Raw genomic sequence first — 18,412 nt, 5'->3', positions numbered from 1 at the left:
GGGCCGTTCTCGTGCCGTTCAGGCCGGGTTCGGGCGGGCCGGACATGACTTCCGGTATGAATGCGTTGCTCGCCGTCTGCCTGGTTCTCCCCCTCGCCTCCGGTTCGGCCCCCGCCGCCCGCGCATGCGGCGGCCACCCGCTCGACTTCGACGCCGACGGCCGGCCGGACCTGGCCGTGGCGGCCCCGTACGACGCCTCCAGGGCCGGGTCCGTCACCGTCATGTACGGCAGCGGCGAGAAGACCAGGCTCACCCAGGACGGCGCCGAGCCCGGCGACTCGTTCGGGTCGGCGCTGGCCGTGGGCGACTTCGACGGGGACAGGTGCGCCGACCTGGCCGTGGGGGTGTCGGAGGAGTTCACCGGCGCGCGGGTGCCCGGTGGCGACGGGAACGGCGTGGTGCAGATCTTCAACGGGTCGCCGCGCGGGCTGGTCGCGGGCAAGGAGCTGGCGCTGGGCAAGCCGGCCAGCGACCGGTTCGGGGCCGCGCTGGCGGCGGGGGACTTCGACGGGGACGGCCGGGACGAGCTGGCCGTCGGGGCGCCGAGTCACCGGTCGGGCGGGCTGGTGACGGTGTACTGGATGAAAGGCCGCAAGCCGTACCAGATCTCGCAGAAGACGCGGTGGGTACGGCAGGCCGCGAACGTCACCGACCAGTGGGGCGCGTCGCTGGCGAGCGGCGACTTCGACGGCGACGGGCGGGACGAGCTGGCCGTGGGCGCGCCCGCCGACAGCGTGACGAAGGACGGGCAGGGGTCGGTCACCGTGATCGACGTACGCCAGAGGCGGGCCCGGTTCCTCACCCAGAGCACCCCGGGGATCAAGGGCGCCGCCGAGAAGTGGGACAACTTCGGCGCCGCGCTGGCCACCGGCGACTTCAACGGCGACGGCCGCTCCGACCTGGCGATCGGGGTGCCCGGCGAGGGGCTCAGCGCGAACCAGCGGGCCATGGACTATGGCGACGGCACCGTGGACGTCCTGTACGGCTCGCGGGCCGGCCTGCGCACCGACCGGACCGAGGCGTGGTCGCAGAACTCCCTCGACGGCAAGCCCCGCTACTACGACCGGTTCGGGGCGTCGCTGGCGGCCGGGGACTTCAACGGCGACGGCAACGACGAGCTGGCCATCGGCGTGCCCGGCGAGAAGGCCGTGCAGGTGCTGGCGGGCCGGTCGTCGGGCGGGCTGACGCGGGTGGGCAACCTGCTCGTGAAGGGGAAGGGCCGGGACTTCGGCGCCTCGGTGGCGGCGCTGCCCGGCTGGGAGCGCTACCGGACGCTGGAGAGGCGGCGGCCGGTGTACGGGCTGGTGGTGGCGGCGCCGGACCAGGGGCTCGTGATGTACGCGCCGGGGCGGCGCGAGTCCGGGCTGAGGCTGGGCAAGGTGCGCGAGCTCAGCAAGGGCACCGGCCTGTACGGCTACGCCTTCGGCTGACCCCCGGGCCCGGCCCTGAAACCGGAGCCGGAACCGGAACCGGAACCGGAACCGGAACCGGGGTCGGGTTCCGGTTCGCGCTCGGCTCCGGGGTCGGGTCGTACCGGGAGGATGACCCGGAACAGGGCGCCCTTGCCGGGCTCGCTCTCCGCCACGATGATCCCCCCGTGCGCCTCCACCAGCGTGGCCGCGATCGACAGCCCCAGCCCCGACCCGCCGGCGCTGCGTGCCGGGTCGGCGCGGTAGAAGCGCTCGAACACCCGCTCGGCCACCTCCGGCGTGAACCCCGGCCCCTCGTCGGCCACCTCCAGCACGGCCTGTCCCCCGTCGCCACCCCTCCCGGCGCCGCCGGCGTCCCCGGCCCCGTCACCAGCCCCGTCGCCGGCCCCGTCGCCGGCCCCGCCGCCGTCGCGGATGCCGACCCGGACCTGGAACGGGGTGCCGGGCGGGGTGTGGGTGAGCGCGTTGGTGACGAGGTTGTTGAGCACCTGCGCCAGCCGCGTCTCGTCCCCGGTCACGAGCACCTCGCCCTCGCCGCCGTACAGGCGCACCAGCTCGATCCTCCTGTCGGGCGCCAGGGTCTGGGCGTCGATGACGGCGGTGGCGGCCAGGCTGAGCAGGTCCACGGGCCGCAGGTCCAGCGCGCGCCGCTGGTCGAGCCGGGCCAGCAGCAGCATGTCCTCCACCAGCAGCCCCATCCTGGCCGCCTGCCCCTCGATGCGGCCCAGCAGCCGTACGGCCTCGGCCAGGTCCTTCTCCTCCCCCAGCCGGTACAGCTCGGCGAAGCCCCTGATCGAGGTCAGCGGCGTGCGCAGCTCGTGGGAGGCGTCGGCCATGAACCGGCGCATCAGCTCCTCCGAGCGCCTGGCGGCCGTCGCCGACTCGCGGGCGGCCGTGGCGGACTCGCGGGCGGCCTCGGCGGCCTCCTCGCGCTCGCGCACCGCCACCTCGATCTGGGCGAGCATGGTGTTGAGCGAGCGGCCGAGCTTGCCGACCTCGGTGGTGCCGGCCCAGAGCGGCACGCGCCGCGACAGGTCCCCGCCGGCGATGTCGTTCGCGGTACGCGCGATCTCGCGGAGGGGGCGCAGGCTGCGGCGTACCAGCCAGTAGCAGGCGAACCCGAGCACGGCCAGCGTGCCCCCGCCGCCGACGGCCACGATCAGGCCGAGCTGGGAGACCGTCGCGTCCACGTTGGCCAGGCTGATGGCCGTCAGGCGGCTGTGGCCGTCGCGCGTCGGCACGGCGACGACCCGCCAGCTCGGCCCGCCGGCGTCCCGGGACTCCACGGTGAAGGGCCGGCCCCGCAGCTCGATGACCTGGCGGAGGGTCAGGCGGGGCAGGTCGGGCGTGTGCTCCTCGGTGGACTCGCTGATGGTCCTGACCGGGTCGCCGCCCGGCCCCAGCAGCACCCCGTGGAACAGGCCGAAGTAGCGTTGCGGCCGGCCGTCGGGGCGCGGGTCGGGCGGCGGGGGCGGGTCGCGCGGCACGGTGGCCACGCGGAGTTGCTGGTCCACCCGCTCGACCAGGTAGCTGCGCAGCAGCCGCACGGCGAACAAACCGGTCAGCGTGATGGCGAGGGTGACCAGCAGGAGGGTGGCCGAGACCAGGCGCAGCCAGAGCGGCGCCCGGGAGAGCTGTCTCCTGATCCGGCCCGGGTGGAGCCGTCTCCCGCGCCGGCTCATAGGCGCGGCGGGCGCAGGATGTAGCCGACCCCGCGCAGGGTGTGCAGGTATTTCCGTTCGCCGGTGTCGACCTTGCGACGCAGGTAGGAGACGTACGACTCGACGAGGCCGACGTCGGTGCGCCAGTCGCCGTTCCAGACGTGGTCGAGGATCTGCGTCTTCGACAGCACCCGGCCCACGTTGAGCATGAAGTAGCGCAGCAGCCGGAACTCGGTGGGCGACAGCCGCACCGCGACGCCGTCGCGCCAGACCTCGTGGCTCTCCTCGTCCAGCTCCAGGTCGGCCACCCGCAGCCGGTTCGGCGGCGGCGCGCCGCGGCGGGTCCTGCGCAGCACCGCCCTGATCCGGGCGATGACCTCCTCCAGGCTGAACGGCTTGGTCACGTAGTCCTCGCCGAGCCCCAGCCCGGCGATCCGGTCCTCCGGCGTGTCCTTGGCGGTCACGAACAGGACCGGGACCCGGCGGCCGCGGGACCGCAGCCTTCCCGCGACCGCCAGGCCGTCCAGGTCGGGCAGCATGACGTCGAGCATCACCAGGTCGGGGGTGCTCTCCTCCGCCACCCGCAGGGCCTCCATGCCGTCGGCCGCGGTCAGGACCTCGAACCCGGCCATGCGCAGGCTGGCCGAGAACAACTCCCTGATGTTGGGCTCGTCATCGACCACCAGCAGCCTGGCCTCGGCCTCGCTCATCGCGGGCCTCCCCCCTGGAATCCCTGTCCGCCTCCCTGGCTGATCGACGCGGCCGCGACCGCGCCGTCGTCGCCCTGCTGCCCGCGCACCACGACCGTGGTGCCGGCCTCCAGGTCAGAGACCTTACCGGGCTTCGAGACCCGCACGGTCGTCCGGTCGGTCGTGGTCACCGTGACGGTGGCGCCGTCCGCGGTCTTGACGTAGACCTTGCCGCCCTCGACCTTCTCGACGGTGCCGACGGTGGCACCCGCGCCACCGCCCGGCTGACCCGTGCCGTCCTGCTGTCCCGTGCCGCCCGGCTGACCCGTACCGTCCTGCCGGCCCGTGCCGGGCTGCCGGTCGGGCCGGCCGTACCCGGCCTCGCCGCCCTGGCCGCCGTACCCGCCCGGCTGGCGTTGCGCGCCGGCCGCCTGCGGGGGCACGTCGGCGGGGGCCGACCAGCTCGCCGCCTGGATGCCGATCAGGATGCCGGCCACCAGGACGACCCCGGCGCCGAGCGCCAGCGTGAGCTTCGAGGCGCCCTGGGCGGGCTGGACGGCGAGCTCCTCCCGCAGGTCGCCGGAGAACGGCGAGGAGTCCAGCTTGTCCATGTCCTTGTCTCCTTACTCGTGCGGCGGGGTCACTCATGGCGCAGGGCCTGGATGGGCCTGAGCTTGGCCGCCCGGTTGGCGGGATAACTGCCGAAGAACAGCCCGATGGCCAGCGAGACGCCCAGCGCCAGCGCCACCGACGACGGCACGAGCACCGGCTCGATGCCGGCGATGGTGAACCGGGTGCCCACGAACGCCACCAGCACCCCCGACAGCCCGCCGACCAGGCTCAGCAGCGTGGCCTCCACCAGGAACTGGCCCAGGATGGCGCTCCTGGGCGCGCCGACGGCCTTGCGGATGCCGATCTCGCGGGTGCGCTCGGTGACCGTCACCAGCATGATGTTGGTGATGCCGATCCCGCCCACGAGCAGCGAGATCGCGGCGACGGCGCCCAGCAGCACGGTGAAGGTGCCGGTCGCCTCGCTGACGGTCTCCTGGAGGGCGGCCTGGTTGAGCACGCGGTAGTCGGGGTTCGCGCTCGTGACGCCGTGCCGCTGGTTGAGGATGGCCGTGACCTCGGCCTGCGCCGTCGTGGTGGCCTCGGCGCCGGTGGCCTGCACGACGATCTGGCCGAGCGGGCCGAACCCGCTCAGGCTCTGCTGTACGGCGGGCAGCGGCGCGATCGCCACGTCGTCGGCGTCCTGCAAGCCGCCGGCCCCGCTCTCCTTCAGCACGCCGACGACCGTGAACGGCACCCCCGACACGCTGACCTGCCTGCCGATCGGGTCGGCCGTGCCGAACAGCTCCGCCGCCACCGTCCGGCCGAGCACCACGACCTTCCTGGCGGCCAGCACGTCGTCGTTGAAGAAGTACGAGCCCCGGGCGACGGGCTTGTTGACGGCCTCGAAGTAGCTGGGGTACGTGCCGACGAACTGGGCGATGGCATGGGAGGCGGCGCCGTACGAGGCGGTGGCGGAGGAGACGGTCGCCACCGGCGAGACGCTCTTGACCGAGGGGGCGAGCGTCTTGTCGGTCAGCGCCTGGGCGTCGGCCAGGGTGAGCTGCCTGGCCTGCGTGCGCGGCCCCGTGTTGCCGCCACCGCCTCCGCCAAGGCCACCGCCGCCGCCGCCGGGAGCGCGGATCGCCCCGCCTCCGCCGCCGCCCGAGCCTCCCGAGAAGGACGGGGAGATCGTCAGCGTGTTCGCGCCGAGGCGCTGGATGTTCTGCTGGATGCTCCGCGAGGAGCCCTCGCCCACCGCGACCAGCATGATGACCGCCGCGACGCCGATGAGGATGCCGAGCGTGGTCAGCGCGCTGCGCAGCTTGCTGGCCAGCAGGCCGCGCAGCGCGAAGCGGAGGATCTCGACCTGGTTCACGCCGGAGCCGTCCCCTCGGACCCGGACGGGCGCGGAGCCGCCTCTTCCCCGGGTCGCCGTATGGCGGTGCTCTCCGTCGCGGGCAGGCGGGGCGGGGGGCCGTCCACCGGGGCCTGGCGGCGGTCCTCCACGATCTCGCCGTCCACCAGCCTGATCACCCGCTTGGCGTGCCCGGCCACGTCGTCCTCGTGCGTGATGAGCACGATCGTGCGGCCGGCCGCACTGAGGCGGTCCATGATCTCCAGGACGTCATTGGTGGAGGCGGTGTCCAGGTTGCCGGTGGGCTCGTCGGCAAGCAGCAGCGCGGGCGCGGTGACCAGGGCCCTGGCGACGGCGACGCGCTGCTGCTGGCCGCCGGAGAGCTGGTTCGGCTCGTGGTGCACCCGGTCGGTCAGGCCGACCCGCTCCAGCGCGGCCAGCGCCCTGGCGCGCCGCTCGGCCGGGGCGACCCCGCCGTACACGAGCGGCAGCTCCACGTTGGCCAGCGCGCTCATGCGCGGGATCAGGTTGAACGACTGGAAGACGAAGCCGACCCGGCGGTTGCGCAGGACGGCGAGCCGGTGCTCGTCGAGCCGGCCCACGTCGGTGCCGTCGATGAGGTACGTGCCGGAGGTCGGCACGTCGAGGCAGCCCAGGATGTTCATGAGCGTGGACTTGCCGGAGCCGGAGGCGCCCATGATGGCCACGTAGTCCCCCTGCTGGACGTCCAGGTCGACGCCGCGCAGGGCGCGTACCCTGGCGTCGCCCTCGCCGTACTCCTTGACCAGGTTCCGCACCCGCAGGACCGGCACCGGGTCCACGACGCGCAGGCCGGCCGTCATCGCCCGCCCCCGGGCATCCCGCCGCCCCCGGGCATGCCGCCTCCGGGGAACCCGCCGCCGCCGAGCTGCCGCCGGTCGCCGCCGTTGCCTGTGGTGCCGGTGGCGCCGCCCGTGGTGGACGGGGGCACGATCCGGTCGCCCTCGGACACTCCGGACCTGATCTCCGTGAGCGCGGTGCCGCGCACGCCGACCTCGACCGGCGTCGTGGTCTGCCGCCCGTCCTTCAGCACGGTCACCGTGGTCCGGCCGCCGCTGGTGGAGACCGCCGTGGAGGGGACGGTGACGACGTTCTCCGCCCGGCCGACCACGACCTCGACGGTGGCGGTCTGGCCCAGCCTCACCTGGCCGGGGACCTGGGTGAAGGTGACCGTGACCGGGTAGCGCACGACGTTGTCGCTGGTGGTGGCGACCGGCTCGATCTGGGTGACCCGGCCGGTGGCGGTCACGCCGGGCAGCGCGTCGAACGTGATCGTGGCCTGCTGGCCCTGCTCCAGCTTGCCGACGTCCGACTCGGTGAAGGTGCCGACGAGGCGCAGCCTGGTGGTGTCGGCCAGCTCGACGAACCCTCCGGTGCCTGACGTGCTCGCGGAACCGCCCGCCGCGCCCTGCCCGCCCGAGCCCGAGCCGGTGCTTGAGCCGGTGCTTGAGCCGGTGCTTGAGCCCGAGCCGGTGCTTGAGCCTGTGCCTGAGCCCGAGCCGGTGGCCGTGCCGCCGACCGAGCCGTTCACCGCCGTCACCGTGCCGTCGAACGGCGCCTTCAGCACGGTCGCGGCGACCGCGCGGCGCGCCTCCCGGTAGGCGTTGCGGGCCTTGACGTAGGCGGCGTAGAGCCGCGCCGTGCCGGTCCCGTCGTCGAGGGCGCTCTGGTAGTCGGCCCGGGCCGCCGACAGGGTCTCCTGGGCGGCGGAGTCGTCCAGTTCGGCCAGCAGGTCGCCCTTGGCCACCTTGTCGCCCGCCTTGACGTGGATCCGTTCCACGGTGCCGCTCGTACCGAACGAGAGCGCCCGGGAGCGGGAGCTCTCCACCGCGCCCGAGGCGGACACCGAGGCCGTCACGGAGCCGCGGGCCGCGGTCACCGTGCGCACGGTCGTCTCGCCCGCGGCCTGTCCCGTGCCGAGCTGCGCGTAGGCGAGCCCGGCACCGCCCAGCAGGAGCGCCGTGAGCGCCCCGTTGGTAATCAGCGCTCTGCGCCTGATCGACACCTTCACGAGCGGTGACCCTCGCACACGATGCTGCGCCGCAGCCGGGAGCAAGCTGAACGTTCGCTGACAGCCGCCGCCCGCGCCGCGGCGTCCAGGGAACTCTGAGGGTGCTCACAGGCCGGCGCGATCTCGCCCGGCCAGGATGTCCCCTCATGAGACCGACTTTCGCGCTGGGCGGGCTCGCCCTGGCCGTGCTCGTGGCCGGGTCCGGCCTGGCGCTGGCGCTGCGCGACGACACCCCGCCCGCCGTCCCGGTACGGCTGGCCGCCGCGCAGCGCGGGCAGGTCACGGCCTCGGTGAGCGCGGCGGGGAACACCGTGGACGGCGCGCGCAGGGACCTGGCGTTCGGCTCTCCGGGGACGTTGACCAAGGTGTACGTCAAGGCCGGGGCCAAGGTGACGAAGGGCCAGGTCCTGGCCAGGATCGACGGGCGGGCGGCGCGGGAGGCGTACGCGGCGGCCAAGGCCGACCTCGCGGCGGCCGAAGAGGCCCTCAAGACGGCGTCGACCAGCACGGCCGCCGCCATCCGCCCCACCGGCGCCGCCTCCCCCACGCCAGCCTGCCCCCGCCCTTCCGCACCCACCCCGCCCAGCCCCACACCCTCCGACCCCACGACCTCCGGACGCGCCACGTCCGCCGGGAGGATGCCGACGACCGGCAACGTTCCCTCCCCGTCGGGCAGGGCCACCGGCGTCGTCGTTCCCGGGGACGCAGTAGCCGGTACGGGCGGTGGGGCCAGCGGGGCGCTCGGGCCGGCGGCGCCGGCTGACGAGAGGGCGGGGTCGCGTTCCGGCACGGGCACGGGCACGAGCCCAGCACTCGGCCGTACCCCACGCCCGGCCGGACACCCGGCCCCGCCTGCCACCGGGCATCCCACGACCACACCGGCCCCTGACCCCACCGGCCCCGGCCCGGAACCCACCGTGACGGTCACCGTAACCGCCACTGCCACTGTCACCACCACCGTCACCGTCACCGCCACCGCCACCGCCACCGCGACGAAGACGGTCACCGCCAGTCCGACGGGCGGCGCGTCCAGCGGGGGAACGGGCGGGCCCGGCGACGCCTCCGGCCCCGGGAACGGCGGCACCGGAGGGAACGGACAGCCTGGAGGGAACGGACAGCCAGGAGGACAGCCCTCCGCGACCGGCTCCCCGTCCGCCTCTCCCGCCGGCAAGCCACCCACCACCGGAAAGCCCGCCACCGGAAAACCCGCCACCAGCGCGAAGCCGTCGGCGAGCGGCAGGCCCACCGGAAAGACCTCCGCCAGACCCGGCGCCGGCGACCGCCCCGCCCAGGACTCCTGCGCCCGCACCGCCACGAGCGCGACGGGCAACACGGGCGACACGGGCGACACCGGCGGGGCCGGGAGCGGGATGAGTGAGGAGCAGGCGGCCGCGAGCGTGGACCGGGCCGAGGCCGCCCTGGAGGAGGCCGCCGACGCCGTACGGGGCACCCGGATCGTGGCCCCCGTGTCCGGCACGGTCCTGTCGGTGGCGGGCGCGCCCGGCGACGCCGCCGGCACCGGCACCTTCATCAGCCTCGGCGACCTGAACGAGCTCCAGGTGGCCGCCATGGTCACCGAGTCCGACGTGAACAGGCTCAAGCTCGGCCAGAAGGCACAGATCACCCTGGCCACCCGGAGCGGCGAGCGCCACCAGGGGACGGTGACGGCGATCGCTCCGACGGCCACCGTGGACGGCCGGCTCGTCCGGTACGCGGTCACCCTCGCCTTCGACGACCCGCCCACCGGTCTCATGCTCGGCCAGACCGCCTCGGTGACGATCACCACGGACGAGGCCAGGAACGCCGTGTACGTGCCGGCCGCCGCCGTCCGCACCCGGGCCGACGGCACCCAGGTCGTCACGGTCCGCGCCTCGGGCCGGGACGCGGCGAAGGCGGTGCGCACCGGCGTGCGCGGCGACCAGTACGTGGAGGTCGTCTCGGGCCTGGGCGAGAGCGACCAGGTGGTCATGCCCGGCAGCACGTCCGGCGCGTTCCCCGACGGAACCTGGCCCGGCACATGACGAACCCCGGACGCCCGAGCTCCCGGCGGATGGGCGGAAACGGTTGAGCGGATCCTCAGCGGGTTCCCAGCGGACGTTCAGCCGGCGCGGGGCGCCGCCGCCGCGCGGCGGGCCGCCGCGTCCCCGGCCTCGGCCGGGATGGTCAGGCGGTGCGCGGTCCTGGCGCGGGCGCCCCTGCGGGAGATGTAGTCGAGCGTGCGGAATTCGACCGACAGCTCGTCCCGGGTCAGCCGGGCCATCAGGTAGCCGCGCCGCTGGTCGATGTAGGAGATGTGCGGATTCTCCTGGAGAGCCTCGGAGATCCACGTACGGTCCCGGTACCCGTCGCCGTCGCTGGCGATCGACGAGGCCACCAGCTCCCTGGCCACGACCGGCGCGTCCGGGTCGTCGAAGTCGGTCTTGAGCTCGGCCAGGTGGTGCATGTGCGCGTCGCCCGTCAGCACGACCGGGTTCGACGTGCGGGCCAGGGACTCCAGCAGCCGGGTGCGCTCGGCCGCGTACCCGTCCCAGGAGTCCAGGTTCACCTCGCGGCCGGGCCCGACCTTGTAGTCGCGGTGGGCCACCATGATCTGCTGGCCGAGCAGGTTCCAGCGGGTGGTGGAGTCGTTCAGGCCGCTCTCCAGCCAGCGCCACTGGCCGGAGCCGAGCAGCGTGCGCCCGGCGGCGAGCCGGTCGTCGCAGCCGGCCCGCACGCCGTCCTGGCACGCCTGGTCGTCGCGGAACTGGCGGGTGTCGAGCAGGTGGAAGCGGGCCAGCGTGCCCCAGGAGATGCGCCGGTTCACCTTGAGCGCGGCGCCCTGGAGGCTGGCGCGGCGCAGCGGCATGTTCTCGTAGTACGCCCTGAACGCCTCCGCCCGCCGCCGGGCGAAGCCCGCCGCGCCGGTGCTGGAGACGGGGCCGGCCCAGTTGTTCTCGACCTCGTGGTCATCGAAGGCCACCAGCCACGGGGCGGCGGCGTGCGCGGCTTGCAGGTCGGGGTCGCTCTTGTACTGGGCGTGCCGCAGCCGGTAGTCGGCGAGCGTGCGGCACTTGCCGGGGGTGTGGCTGCGTACGCGGCCGGCCAGGGCGGTGTAGCCGCTGGGGCCGTACTCGTACAGGTAGTCGCCGAGAAAGACCACCAGGTCGGGCTCCTGCTCGGCGAGGCGGCGGTAGGCGGTGTAGTAGCCGTGCTCGTAGTGCGCGCAGGCGGCCACCGCGAAGGTGAGCGGCGTCTCCCCCTGGGGCGTCGTCCTGGTGCGGCCGGCCGGTGAGAGCCGGCCCTGGCTCCTGAAGCGGTAGAAGTAGTCACGGCCCGGCTCCAGCCCCTTCAGCTCGACGTGCACGCTGTGGGCGGCGCCCGCCCGGGCGGTGGCGGTGCCGGACTTGACGACCTTGGTGAAGCGCTCGTCGGTGGCGACCTGCCAGTCCACGTCCACGTCGCGGGCGGGCATGCCGCCGCGCCCGTCGCCGCCGAGCGGGTCGACGGCGAGCCTGGTCCACAGCACGAAGCCGTCGGAGGAGGGGTCGCCCGAGGCCACGCCCAGCGTGAAGGGGTCGGCTCTGAGGGTTCTCGACGACGAGACGGCGGCCGCCGCCGGGGTGGCGGGCGGCGGGAGGAGGAGGCCGGCTGTCGCCGCTGTCAGGAAGGCTCTGCGGTCCACGCCACCAGGTATGTCCACCCGCGCTGACCCTGCCGTGACAGCGGAGTCAAGGGCGGGTGAACAGCATCGGTCGGCCCGCATCCGCCCGGGCCGCGCCACCCGGGCGGCGATCCCGCCGCCATGGGGCGGAACGGGCCGCCGTCCTGGCAGGGGGACCCGCCGTCGTGGCAGGCGCGGGCCGCCGTCATGGCAGGTGCGGGCCGCCGTCATGGCAGGTGCGGGCCGTCATGGCAGGTGCGGGCCGTCATGGCAGGTGCGGGCCGCCGTCGCGTCGTCAGGGGTGGCCGCTGGGGACGCCCGGGAGGGTCGCGCGCAGGGTGGCCGCGTCGGTGAACCGTACGCCGGTCATGCCCGCGCGCCGCGCCCCCTCGACGTTCTCCTCGCGGTCGTCGATGAAGACGATCTCGGCGGGTTCGGCGTCCAGCGCCCTGGCCAGCTCGTCGTAGATCTGCCGGTCGGGTTTGACCAGGCCCATCCTGCCGCTGTAGAAGCGCTGCCCGATGGCGGCGACCCAGGGCAGCTCGTCCAGCCCCTCCCCGATGCAGACGGGCGCGTTGGACAGCAGCGCCACGTCACGGCCCGCCTCGATCAGCTCGCCGAGCAGGGCGACCGTACCGGTGTCGGGGTGGGCCCAGCTCGCCACGTCCATCGCGACCAGCCGCGCGACCTCGGTGTGCGTGACGGGCCTGCCCAGGACGGCCGACCAGTAGGCGTGCGGGGTCAGGCTCCCCCGGTCGAAGGCGAGCCGGTGCTCCCAGTAGCCCCGCTTGAACTCCTCGGGCTCGGCGCCCACGGCGTGCGCCATGGCCTCGGCGTCGGAGTCGGGCTGGGGCAGCGACAGGACACCGCCGTAGTCGAACACGATCCACGTCATGCCAGGAATGGTCGCAGATGCGGGACCAGCGCCGGGCAGCCCAGGTATTTCCCGGCGGTGTGGAAGTCGATCCAGTCGAGGTTGACCAGCTCCTCGACGTCCACGCCGGTGAAGCTGCGGGCCAGTTGCGGCGGGATGGCGGCGATGTCGTCCTTGTCGGCGATGTTGACCCAGCGCCGCACCCCCTTGGGCCGCTCGCCGCGCCCGTTGACGGGGGCGGGCAGGAGGTGCTCGAAGATGACGTTGCGCATGCCGAGCGGGCTGCCGAGGGTGATCAGCAGCTCGACCTCCAGGTCAGGTTCCGCCCACAGCGCCTCGTACGTCACCACGCTGCCGAGCGAGTGGGCGATCACCACCTTGGGCCGGTTCTTCCTGATGCAGCCGGCCACGGCCTGCCGGGACCGCTCGCGTCCGGCCTGGTCGGTGAGGTAGGCGGCCACCTCGGGCGCGAACAGCTTCGCGAAGGCCGCCGACCTGCCGTCCAGCCGCTCCAGCAGCCACCCGGTGAACGACTTGAGCGCCCCCGTGACGTGCTCGCCCAGGCCGAGCTGGCGGGCCCAGGCGACGAACACCTGCTCGGCCCGCGCCTCCATGACGGCGGCCGCCTCCGGGACGTCCGCGTCGCCGTGCTCGTCACGCAGGAGGTGGGAGAAGTAGGCGATCTCGGCGAAGTACGCCCGCGCCTCGCCCCCGAGGGCCGCGTGCAGGTAGCGGTCCCACTTGCGGCGCATGGCCAGCTCGGCCCCGGCGGCGGACCGGCCGGCCCGGAGGTAGTAGTCGTACTTGCCGATCCCGTGCACGCCGACGATGCCGGCCACCGCGCCTCCCCGCACCCCGTGATTGTTCGCGCTATTGACATACGCCGGGGGCGGCGGGGCCGTCAATCGGCGGCCCCGTGCGGAAAATGCCTTTGCGGGCGGCATAGGGCGGCCAGATACGGTGACAACTCGTACAAAGAACGCAGGTTCGCGAACAGGAGCTCCCCACATGCCCGGCCCGCTGGTCGTCAACGACTCGGTCGTCATCCCCGACGCCGAGCTCGTCTGGCGCTTCTCCCGCTCGTCAGGCCCGGGCGGGCAGGGCGTCAACACCACCGACAGCCGCGTGGAGCTGACCTTCGACGTGGCCGCGAGCACGGCGCTGCCGCCGGCGCTCAAGGCCCGCGCGCTCGACCGCCTGGGCTCTGCCACGATCACGATCGCGGCCTCCGAATACCGCTCCCAGCTGCGCAACCGGGAGGCCGCCGCGCACCGTCTGGCACAGCGCCTGCGCGAGGCCATCGCCCCGCCGCCCAAGCGCCGCCGCCCGACCAAGCCCAGCCGGGGCGCCGTCGAGCGCCGCATCGCCACCAAGAAGCACCGGGCCGACCTCAAGCGCCTGCGCCGCGACCCCTGACCCCGGCGCCGGGCGCCTGCCGTATGACCTCGGCCACTTCCGCGCGCCGGGCGAGCGGCCGCCGATCAGCCGATGAGCCGGGGCAGCGCCGTGATGCTGGCCGAGAGGTAACCGGCCACGGCCTCCGGGATGAGCTTCCTGGCGAAGATCTCCGACTGCTCCAGCGGCACCCGTTCCACCTCGTACAGTCCCCGCGACGGGTCGTCGAACTCGGGCCCGTCGCGCAGCTCCGGGTCCATGGACACCAACCGGCAACCGAAGACGTGCTGTGTCTTGACCTCACCCCGCCACGGGTACGACACGGTCACCAGAGGCGTCACCGCGCGCACGGTCGCGCCCAGCTCCTCGCGCAGCTCCCGGTGCAGGGTGTCCTCCAGCGTGCCGTCCCCGGGCTCCACGTGCCCTCCGGGAACGCTCCAGTAGCGGGCGCGGCCCGGCACCGTACGCCGGAAGAGGATGAGCCGTTCGTCGTGGTCGAGCAGGACTCCCCGGACACTAGGTCGCATAGGTGCACCTTATTTGACCGTTATGTCCTTCGGGTAGCCTAACCTACGGTACCGTAACCAGAAGGAGAAGATCTTTTATGGCGATGACTCAGACGGAGCTGCTGCACGAGCTCGAGCCGGTGGTTGCCGGGGAGCTCGACCGCCACGAGAAGATGGCCAAGGAGTGGTTCCCGCACGAGTACATCCCGTGGAGCGAGGGCCGCGACTTCGACGGCATCTACGGGGGCGAGGCGTGGCAGGACAGCGACTCCAAGATCCCCGAAGCGGCGCGCGTGTCGCTCATCGTCAACCTCCTGACCGAGGACAACCTGCCCAGCTACCACCACGAGATCGCCACGACCTTCGGCCGTGACGGCGCCTGGGGCACCTGGGTGCACCGGTGGACGGCCGAGGAGGACCGCCACGGCACCGCCATCCGCGACTACCTCACCGTCACCCGCGCCGTGGACCCGGTGGCGCTGGAGCGGGCGCGCATGGCGCACATGGAGGCGGGCTACGCCACCGAGTACAACACCATGCTCCAGCAGCTCGCGTACGTCTCCTTCCAGGAGCTGGCCACCCGCATCGCGCACCGCAACACCGGCAGGGCGTCGGGCGACGAGGGTTGTGAGCGGCTGCTGGCCAGGATCGCGGCCGACGAGAACCTGCACATGCTCTTCTACCGCAACCTGCTCAAGGCGGCCTTCGAGCTCGACCCCAACCAGACCATGCGCGCGGTGACCGACGTGGTGACCACCTTCCAGATGCCCGGCCAGGGCATGGACGGCTTCGCCCGCAAGGCCCTGATCATCGCCAACGAGGGCATCTACGACCTGCGCCTCCACCTCGACGACGTGCTCATGCCCGTGCTGCGGCAGTGGTCGGTCTTCGACAAGACCGGCCTGGACGCCGAAGGGGAGAAGGCGCGCGAGGAGCTGTCGGCGTTCCTGGCCAAGACCGACGCCACGGCCGCCCGGTTCGTCGAGCGCCGCGAGGAGCGCCGCGCCCGCGCCGCCGCCCGCCAGTGACGCCCCGCGCCACCCGCGGGTGACGCCCCGGACCGCCGGGTCCGGGGGACCGCGCGGACGTGGCAGGATGCTGGCCCATGGATTTCGCCACCGCGCTGATCGTCGGGCTCGTCACGTTAGTGATGATCATCCTGCTCGCCGTCGCGGCGCAGCGCCTGCTGGACGTCCGGTTCGGGGTGCTGCGCACGTTCGTGGCCGCGCTGCTGGCGTTCGGGCTGTCGCAGCCGATCCTGGAGCCGATCCTGGCCACGATCGGCCCCGTGGACCTCGGGCAGCCGCCCCCCGCCGCCGCGCTGGGGCTGCTGCTGCTGGTCGTGATGTGCGTGGTGCTCATCCCGATGGCGCTGCTGGTGCTGGCGGAGGCGCTGGTGCCGCCGGGCTCCCTGCCGGGGCCGCTGGAGCTGGTCAGGTCCGTACGCGGCCGCGTCTCCAGGGGCAGGCGCTACTCCCAGATCACCCGGATCGCCATCCGGCACGGGCTCGGCCCGTACCTGAGGGGCCGGGGCGAGCGGCTGGAGGACCACCCGGGCAAGCTGCGCCTGGCCAGGTCGCTGCGCCAGGCGCTGGACGACGGCGGCGTCACGTTCGTCAAGCTCGGCCAGGTCCTGTCCACCCGGCGCGACCTGCTGCCCGCCGAGTTCGTCGAGGAGCTGGGGCGGCTGCAGGACCAGGTGGCGCCGGCGCCGTGGGAGCAGATCGAGCCGGTGCTGGCCGCCGAGCTGGGCAGGCCGGTGGACGAGGCGTTCGCCGCGTTCGACCGGACGCCGCTGGCCGCCGCCTCGATCGGGCAGGTGCACGCCGCCCGCCTGCACTCGGGGCAGAGCGTGGTGGTCAAGGTGCAGCGGCCGGGGATCGGCTCCACGGTCGCCAGAGACCTCGACATCGTCCGGCGGCTGGCCGCCACGCTGGAGTCCAGGACCCGCTGGGGCCGCTCGCTGGGCCTGCGGGACCTGGCCGAGGGGTTCGCCGCGGCCATCAGGGAAGAGCTGGACTTCCGGGTCGAGGCGGCCAACATGGCCGCCGTGGCCGCCTCCTCCGGCGGCACCGTCACCTACCCCGCCCCGATCACCGCCATGTGCTCCGAGCGCGTGCTGGTCATGCAGCGCCTGTCGGGCCGCCCGGTCACCGCGGCCGACGCCACGCAGGGCCCGCGCCTGGCCCGCGACCTGCTCGACTGCCTGCTCAGGCAGATCCTGGTGGAGGGCGTCTTCCACGCCGACCCGCACCCGGGCAACCTCATGCTGCTCGACGACGGCACGCTCGGCCTGCTCGACTTCGGCTCCGTGGGCCGCCTCGACGCCTCCGTGCGCTCGGCGCTGCAGCGCTTCCTGCTCGCGATGAACCGGCAGGACCCCCTCGGCGTCACCGACGCGCTGCTGGAGGTCGTGCCCAGGCCCGAGGACATCGACGAGCCCGCGCTCGAACGGGCGCTCGGCCAGTTCATGGCCAGGCACCTGGCGCCGGGCATGGACAGCGTGCAGCTCTTCACCGACCTGTTCAAGATCGTCTCGGTGTACGGGCTGTCGATCCCGCCCGAGGTGGCCGCGGTCTTCCGGGCGCTGGCCACGCTGGAGGGCACGCTCGTCCGACTGTCGCCGGGCTTCAACCTGATCGGCGAGGCGCGCGAGTTCGCCGGGCGGTACCTGGCCGAGCAGGTCACGCCCGACACCATCGGCGAGTCGATCGGCCAGGAGCTGGCCGCGCTGCTGCCGATGCTGCGCCGCCTGCCCCGCCGGGTCGAGCGCATCGCCAGCGCGGCCGAGCACGGCCGCTTCGGCATGAACGTGCGGCTGCTGGCCGACGACCGCGACCGCCGCTACATCACCGGCCTGCTGCACCAGGTGCTGCTCACGGTGCTGGGCGGCACGGCGGGGGTGATGGCGGTCATCCTGCTGGGCAGCGACGGCGGGGTCGAGGTGCTGCCCTCGACGACGCTGATCCACCTCATCGGCTACAACCTGCTGGTGATCTCCGCGATCCTCGGGCTGCGCGTGCTGGCCCTCATCTTCCGCCGCCCCCGCGACGCCGGCGAGCGGGCGGCGGGCCGCTGAATTCCCGTCTTCCCCCGGCGGCGGGAAGTCTGTGCGGCTCTTGACCTGGAGATGGTCTTGGACATCCCCGACATCGGGCAGGTTCCCGGTAACACCGGAACCCCTGGGGAGCAGAGGGTGAAAATCATCGGGATCGCCGCGAGCCTCCACGCGGGGTCGTTCATCACCAGATTGCTGGACGCGGCGGGCGGCGAGCTGCCGGCGGGCGTCGGCTTCGAGGTGTGGCGGGGACTGGGCGAGCTCCCGGGCTACCGCCCCGGGCCCGTGCCCGCCCCCGCGCGTGAGCTGCTCACGCTGGTCGCGGGCGGCGACGCGGTCCTGCTGACCGCCCCGGAGCACAGCCTGCTGCCGCTGGAGCTGACGAACGCGCTGGACTGGATGTCGGCCCGCGACGGGCTGTCGGGCAAGCACGTGGCGGTGATGAGCGCCAGCGCGCGGGCCTGCGGGGCCATGTGGGCCCAGGCGGAGCTGTACAAGCGGCTGCTGGAGGCCGGGGCGGTGGTCATGGGCGCCGAGCTGGTGATCTCGCCCGCCTGCCCGCACTTCGACGAGAACGGCCATCTGGCCGCCCCGGAGCTGCGGGCCCAGGTGCGCAAGGTGATCCACCAGCTCTGCCCGGCCGAGGTCATGGAGCCGGCCCTCTCACTCTGAAACGGCGCGGGCGGTTCAGGGGCCGGCGATCAGGGGCCGGCGATCAGGGGCCGGCGATCAGGGGCCGGCGATCAGGGGCCGGCGATCAGGAGGCGGTCGAGCTTGATGCCGAGGTCCATGATCTCGGAGCGGAGGAAGCTGAACTCCTGCTGGAGCTCCGACCGGATCACGCCGAACTCGACGGCGATCTCCGCCCGCACGTCCACGGCGTCGACGCGCTCCCGATCGGGCGTGACCGCGGGCGGGAATCCGGCGGGGCGCGCGGCGACCTCCCGCCTGACCCCCTCGACCTCGGTGCCGACGGCCGCGAACTCCTCGCCGATCTCGGCCCTGGCCCGGGAGAGCTGGGCCTTGAGCGAGGCGACCTCCGCCTGCAGCCTCTTCGACCGGTCGACGATCTCCCGCAGCAGGGCCTCCTGCCGCTCCAGCCCGCCGGCCTGCTCCGCGTTGGTCTCGAGATCCTCGACACGGAGTTTCAGGTCGAGGATCTCCGCACGTACGTCCACGCACCCTGCCCTTTCCCCCGGTGCC

The 18,412-nt window shown here is 73.7% G+C and carries 17 protein-coding genes; 6 read left to right on the top strand and 11 right to left on the bottom strand.

What is annotated here, in order from left to right; translation table 11 throughout:
* Positions 1-56 precede the first annotated feature (56 nt).
* Entirely contained in the window at positions 57-1,430 is a 1,374-nt protein-coding gene (locus IO39_RS46575) for an FG-GAP-like repeat-containing protein (protein ID WP_043639227.1), read from the top strand.
* Here IO39_RS46575 and IO39_RS46570 read toward each other — a convergent pair.
* From IO39_RS46570 to IO39_RS46545, 6 genes are read right to left on the bottom strand one after another with little or no spacing between them, the layout of a single operon-like run.
* Positions 1,415-3,112, bottom strand: a complete 1,698-nt coding sequence (locus IO39_RS46570) for a sensor histidine kinase (RefSeq protein ID WP_052424242.1) — start codon at positions 3,110-3,112, stop codon at positions 1,415-1,417. The genes IO39_RS46575 and IO39_RS46570 overlap by 16 nt on opposite strands.
* Positions 3,109-3,801 carry a response regulator transcription factor gene (locus tag IO39_RS46565; RefSeq protein ID WP_043639224.1) on the bottom strand — a complete coding sequence of 231 codons (693 nt, stop codon included), beginning with the start codon at positions 3,799-3,801 and terminating at the stop codon, positions 3,109-3,111. The genes IO39_RS46570 and IO39_RS46565 overlap by 4 nt, the downstream gene beginning before the upstream one ends.
* The gene (locus IO39_RS46560; protein ID WP_043639221.1) at positions 3,798-4,391 is read right to left on the bottom strand and encodes a hypothetical protein; all 594 of its coding nucleotides are present in this window, start codon (positions 4,389-4,391) and stop codon (positions 3,798-3,800) included. The genes IO39_RS46565 and IO39_RS46560 overlap by 4 nt, the downstream gene beginning before the upstream one ends.
* Before the next feature lie 29 nt (positions 4,392-4,420).
* Complete coding sequence (locus IO39_RS46555; protein WP_043639218.1) at positions 4,421-5,707, bottom strand: ABC transporter permease; 1,287 nt, start codon at positions 5,705-5,707, stop codon at positions 4,421-4,423.
* Complete coding sequence (locus tag IO39_RS46550) at positions 5,704-6,528, bottom strand: ABC transporter ATP-binding protein (protein WP_245642645.1); 825 nt, start codon at positions 6,526-6,528, stop codon at positions 5,704-5,706. Before IO39_RS46550 ends, IO39_RS46555 begins: the two co-directional genes overlap by 4 nt.
* Positions 6,525-7,736 (bottom strand): efflux RND transporter periplasmic adaptor subunit, encoded by a 1,212-nt coding sequence (locus IO39_RS46545; protein ID WP_052424241.1) that lies wholly within the window; start codon positions 7,734-7,736, stop codon positions 6,525-6,527. Before IO39_RS46545 ends, IO39_RS46550 begins: the two co-directional genes overlap by 4 nt.
* 146 nt (positions 7,737-7,882) lie before the next feature.
* Between IO39_RS46545 and IO39_RS59325 the strand changes: the two genes are divergently transcribed.
* Positions 7,883-9,757, top strand: a complete 1,875-nt coding sequence (locus IO39_RS59325; protein WP_052424240.1) for an efflux RND transporter periplasmic adaptor subunit — start codon at positions 7,883-7,885, stop codon at positions 9,755-9,757.
* A 77-nt stretch (positions 9,758-9,834) separates the two neighbouring features.
* On the opposite strand, the gene IO39_RS46535 is transcribed toward IO39_RS59325, so the two are convergent.
* From IO39_RS46535 to IO39_RS46525, 3 genes are all read right to left on the bottom strand, one after another.
* Positions 9,835-11,397, bottom strand: a complete 1,563-nt coding sequence (locus tag IO39_RS46535; RefSeq protein ID WP_043639215.1) for an alkaline phosphatase D family protein — start codon at positions 11,395-11,397, stop codon at positions 9,835-9,837.
* A gap of 274 nt (positions 11,398-11,671) precedes the next feature.
* A complete protein-coding gene (locus IO39_RS46530) occupies positions 11,672-12,271 on the bottom strand; it encodes an HAD family hydrolase (RefSeq protein ID WP_052424239.1) in 600 nt (199 codons plus the stop codon).
* Positions 12,268-13,089 carry a hypothetical protein gene (locus IO39_RS46525; RefSeq protein ID WP_043639212.1) on the bottom strand — a complete coding sequence of 274 codons (822 nt, stop codon included), beginning with the start codon at positions 13,087-13,089 and terminating at the stop codon, positions 12,268-12,270. Before IO39_RS46525 ends, IO39_RS46530 begins: the two co-directional genes overlap by 4 nt.
* Before the next feature lie 169 nt (positions 13,090-13,258).
* Between IO39_RS46525 and arfB the strand changes: the two genes are divergently transcribed.
* Positions 13,259-13,666: an alternative ribosome rescue aminoacyl-tRNA hydrolase ArfB gene (gene arfB / locus IO39_RS46520; RefSeq protein ID WP_043639211.1), complete on the top strand. Its 408-nt coding sequence runs from the start codon at positions 13,259-13,261 to the stop codon at positions 13,664-13,666.
* 65 nt (positions 13,667-13,731) lie between these two features.
* Here arfB and IO39_RS46515 read toward each other — a convergent pair whose 3' ends face one another.
* The gene (locus tag IO39_RS46515; protein ID WP_043639208.1) at positions 13,732-14,172 is read right to left on the bottom strand and encodes an NUDIX hydrolase; all 441 of its coding nucleotides are present in this window, start codon (positions 14,170-14,172) and stop codon (positions 13,732-13,734) included.
* Between the two features lie 77 nt (positions 14,173-14,249).
* Between IO39_RS46515 and IO39_RS46510 the strand changes: the two genes are divergently transcribed.
* The 3 genes from IO39_RS46510 (at position 14,250) to IO39_RS46500 (ending at position 17,881) form a co-directional block, all read left to right on the top strand.
* Positions 14,250-15,179 (top strand): acyl-ACP desaturase, encoded by a 930-nt coding sequence (locus tag IO39_RS46510; protein WP_043639205.1) that lies wholly within the window; start codon positions 14,250-14,252, stop codon positions 15,177-15,179.
* A 77-nt stretch (positions 15,180-15,256) separates the two neighbouring features.
* Positions 15,257-17,230, top strand: a complete 1,974-nt coding sequence (locus IO39_RS46505; protein ID WP_043639203.1) for an ABC1 kinase family protein — start codon at positions 15,257-15,259, stop codon at positions 17,228-17,230.
* Positions 17,231-17,347: 117 nt separating this feature from the next.
* Positions 17,348-17,881: an NADPH-dependent FMN reductase gene (locus tag IO39_RS46500; protein WP_043639201.1), complete on the top strand. Its 534-nt coding sequence runs from the start codon at positions 17,348-17,350 to the stop codon at positions 17,879-17,881.
* 71 nt (positions 17,882-17,952) lie between these two features.
* On the opposite strand, the gene IO39_RS51705 is transcribed toward IO39_RS46500, so the two are convergent.
* On the bottom strand, positions 17,953-18,387 hold the full coding sequence (locus IO39_RS51705; RefSeq protein ID WP_052424237.1) for a hypothetical protein: 435 nt from the start codon (positions 18,385-18,387) through the stop codon (positions 17,953-17,955).
* Positions 18,388-18,412 lie beyond the last annotated feature (25 nt).

The organism is Nonomuraea candida (assembly GCF_000725485.1).
Lineage (GTDB): Bacteria > Actinomycetota > Actinomycetes > Streptosporangiales > Streptosporangiaceae > Nonomuraea > Nonomuraea candida.
This window is presented reverse-complemented; position numbering and strand designations above follow the sequence as displayed.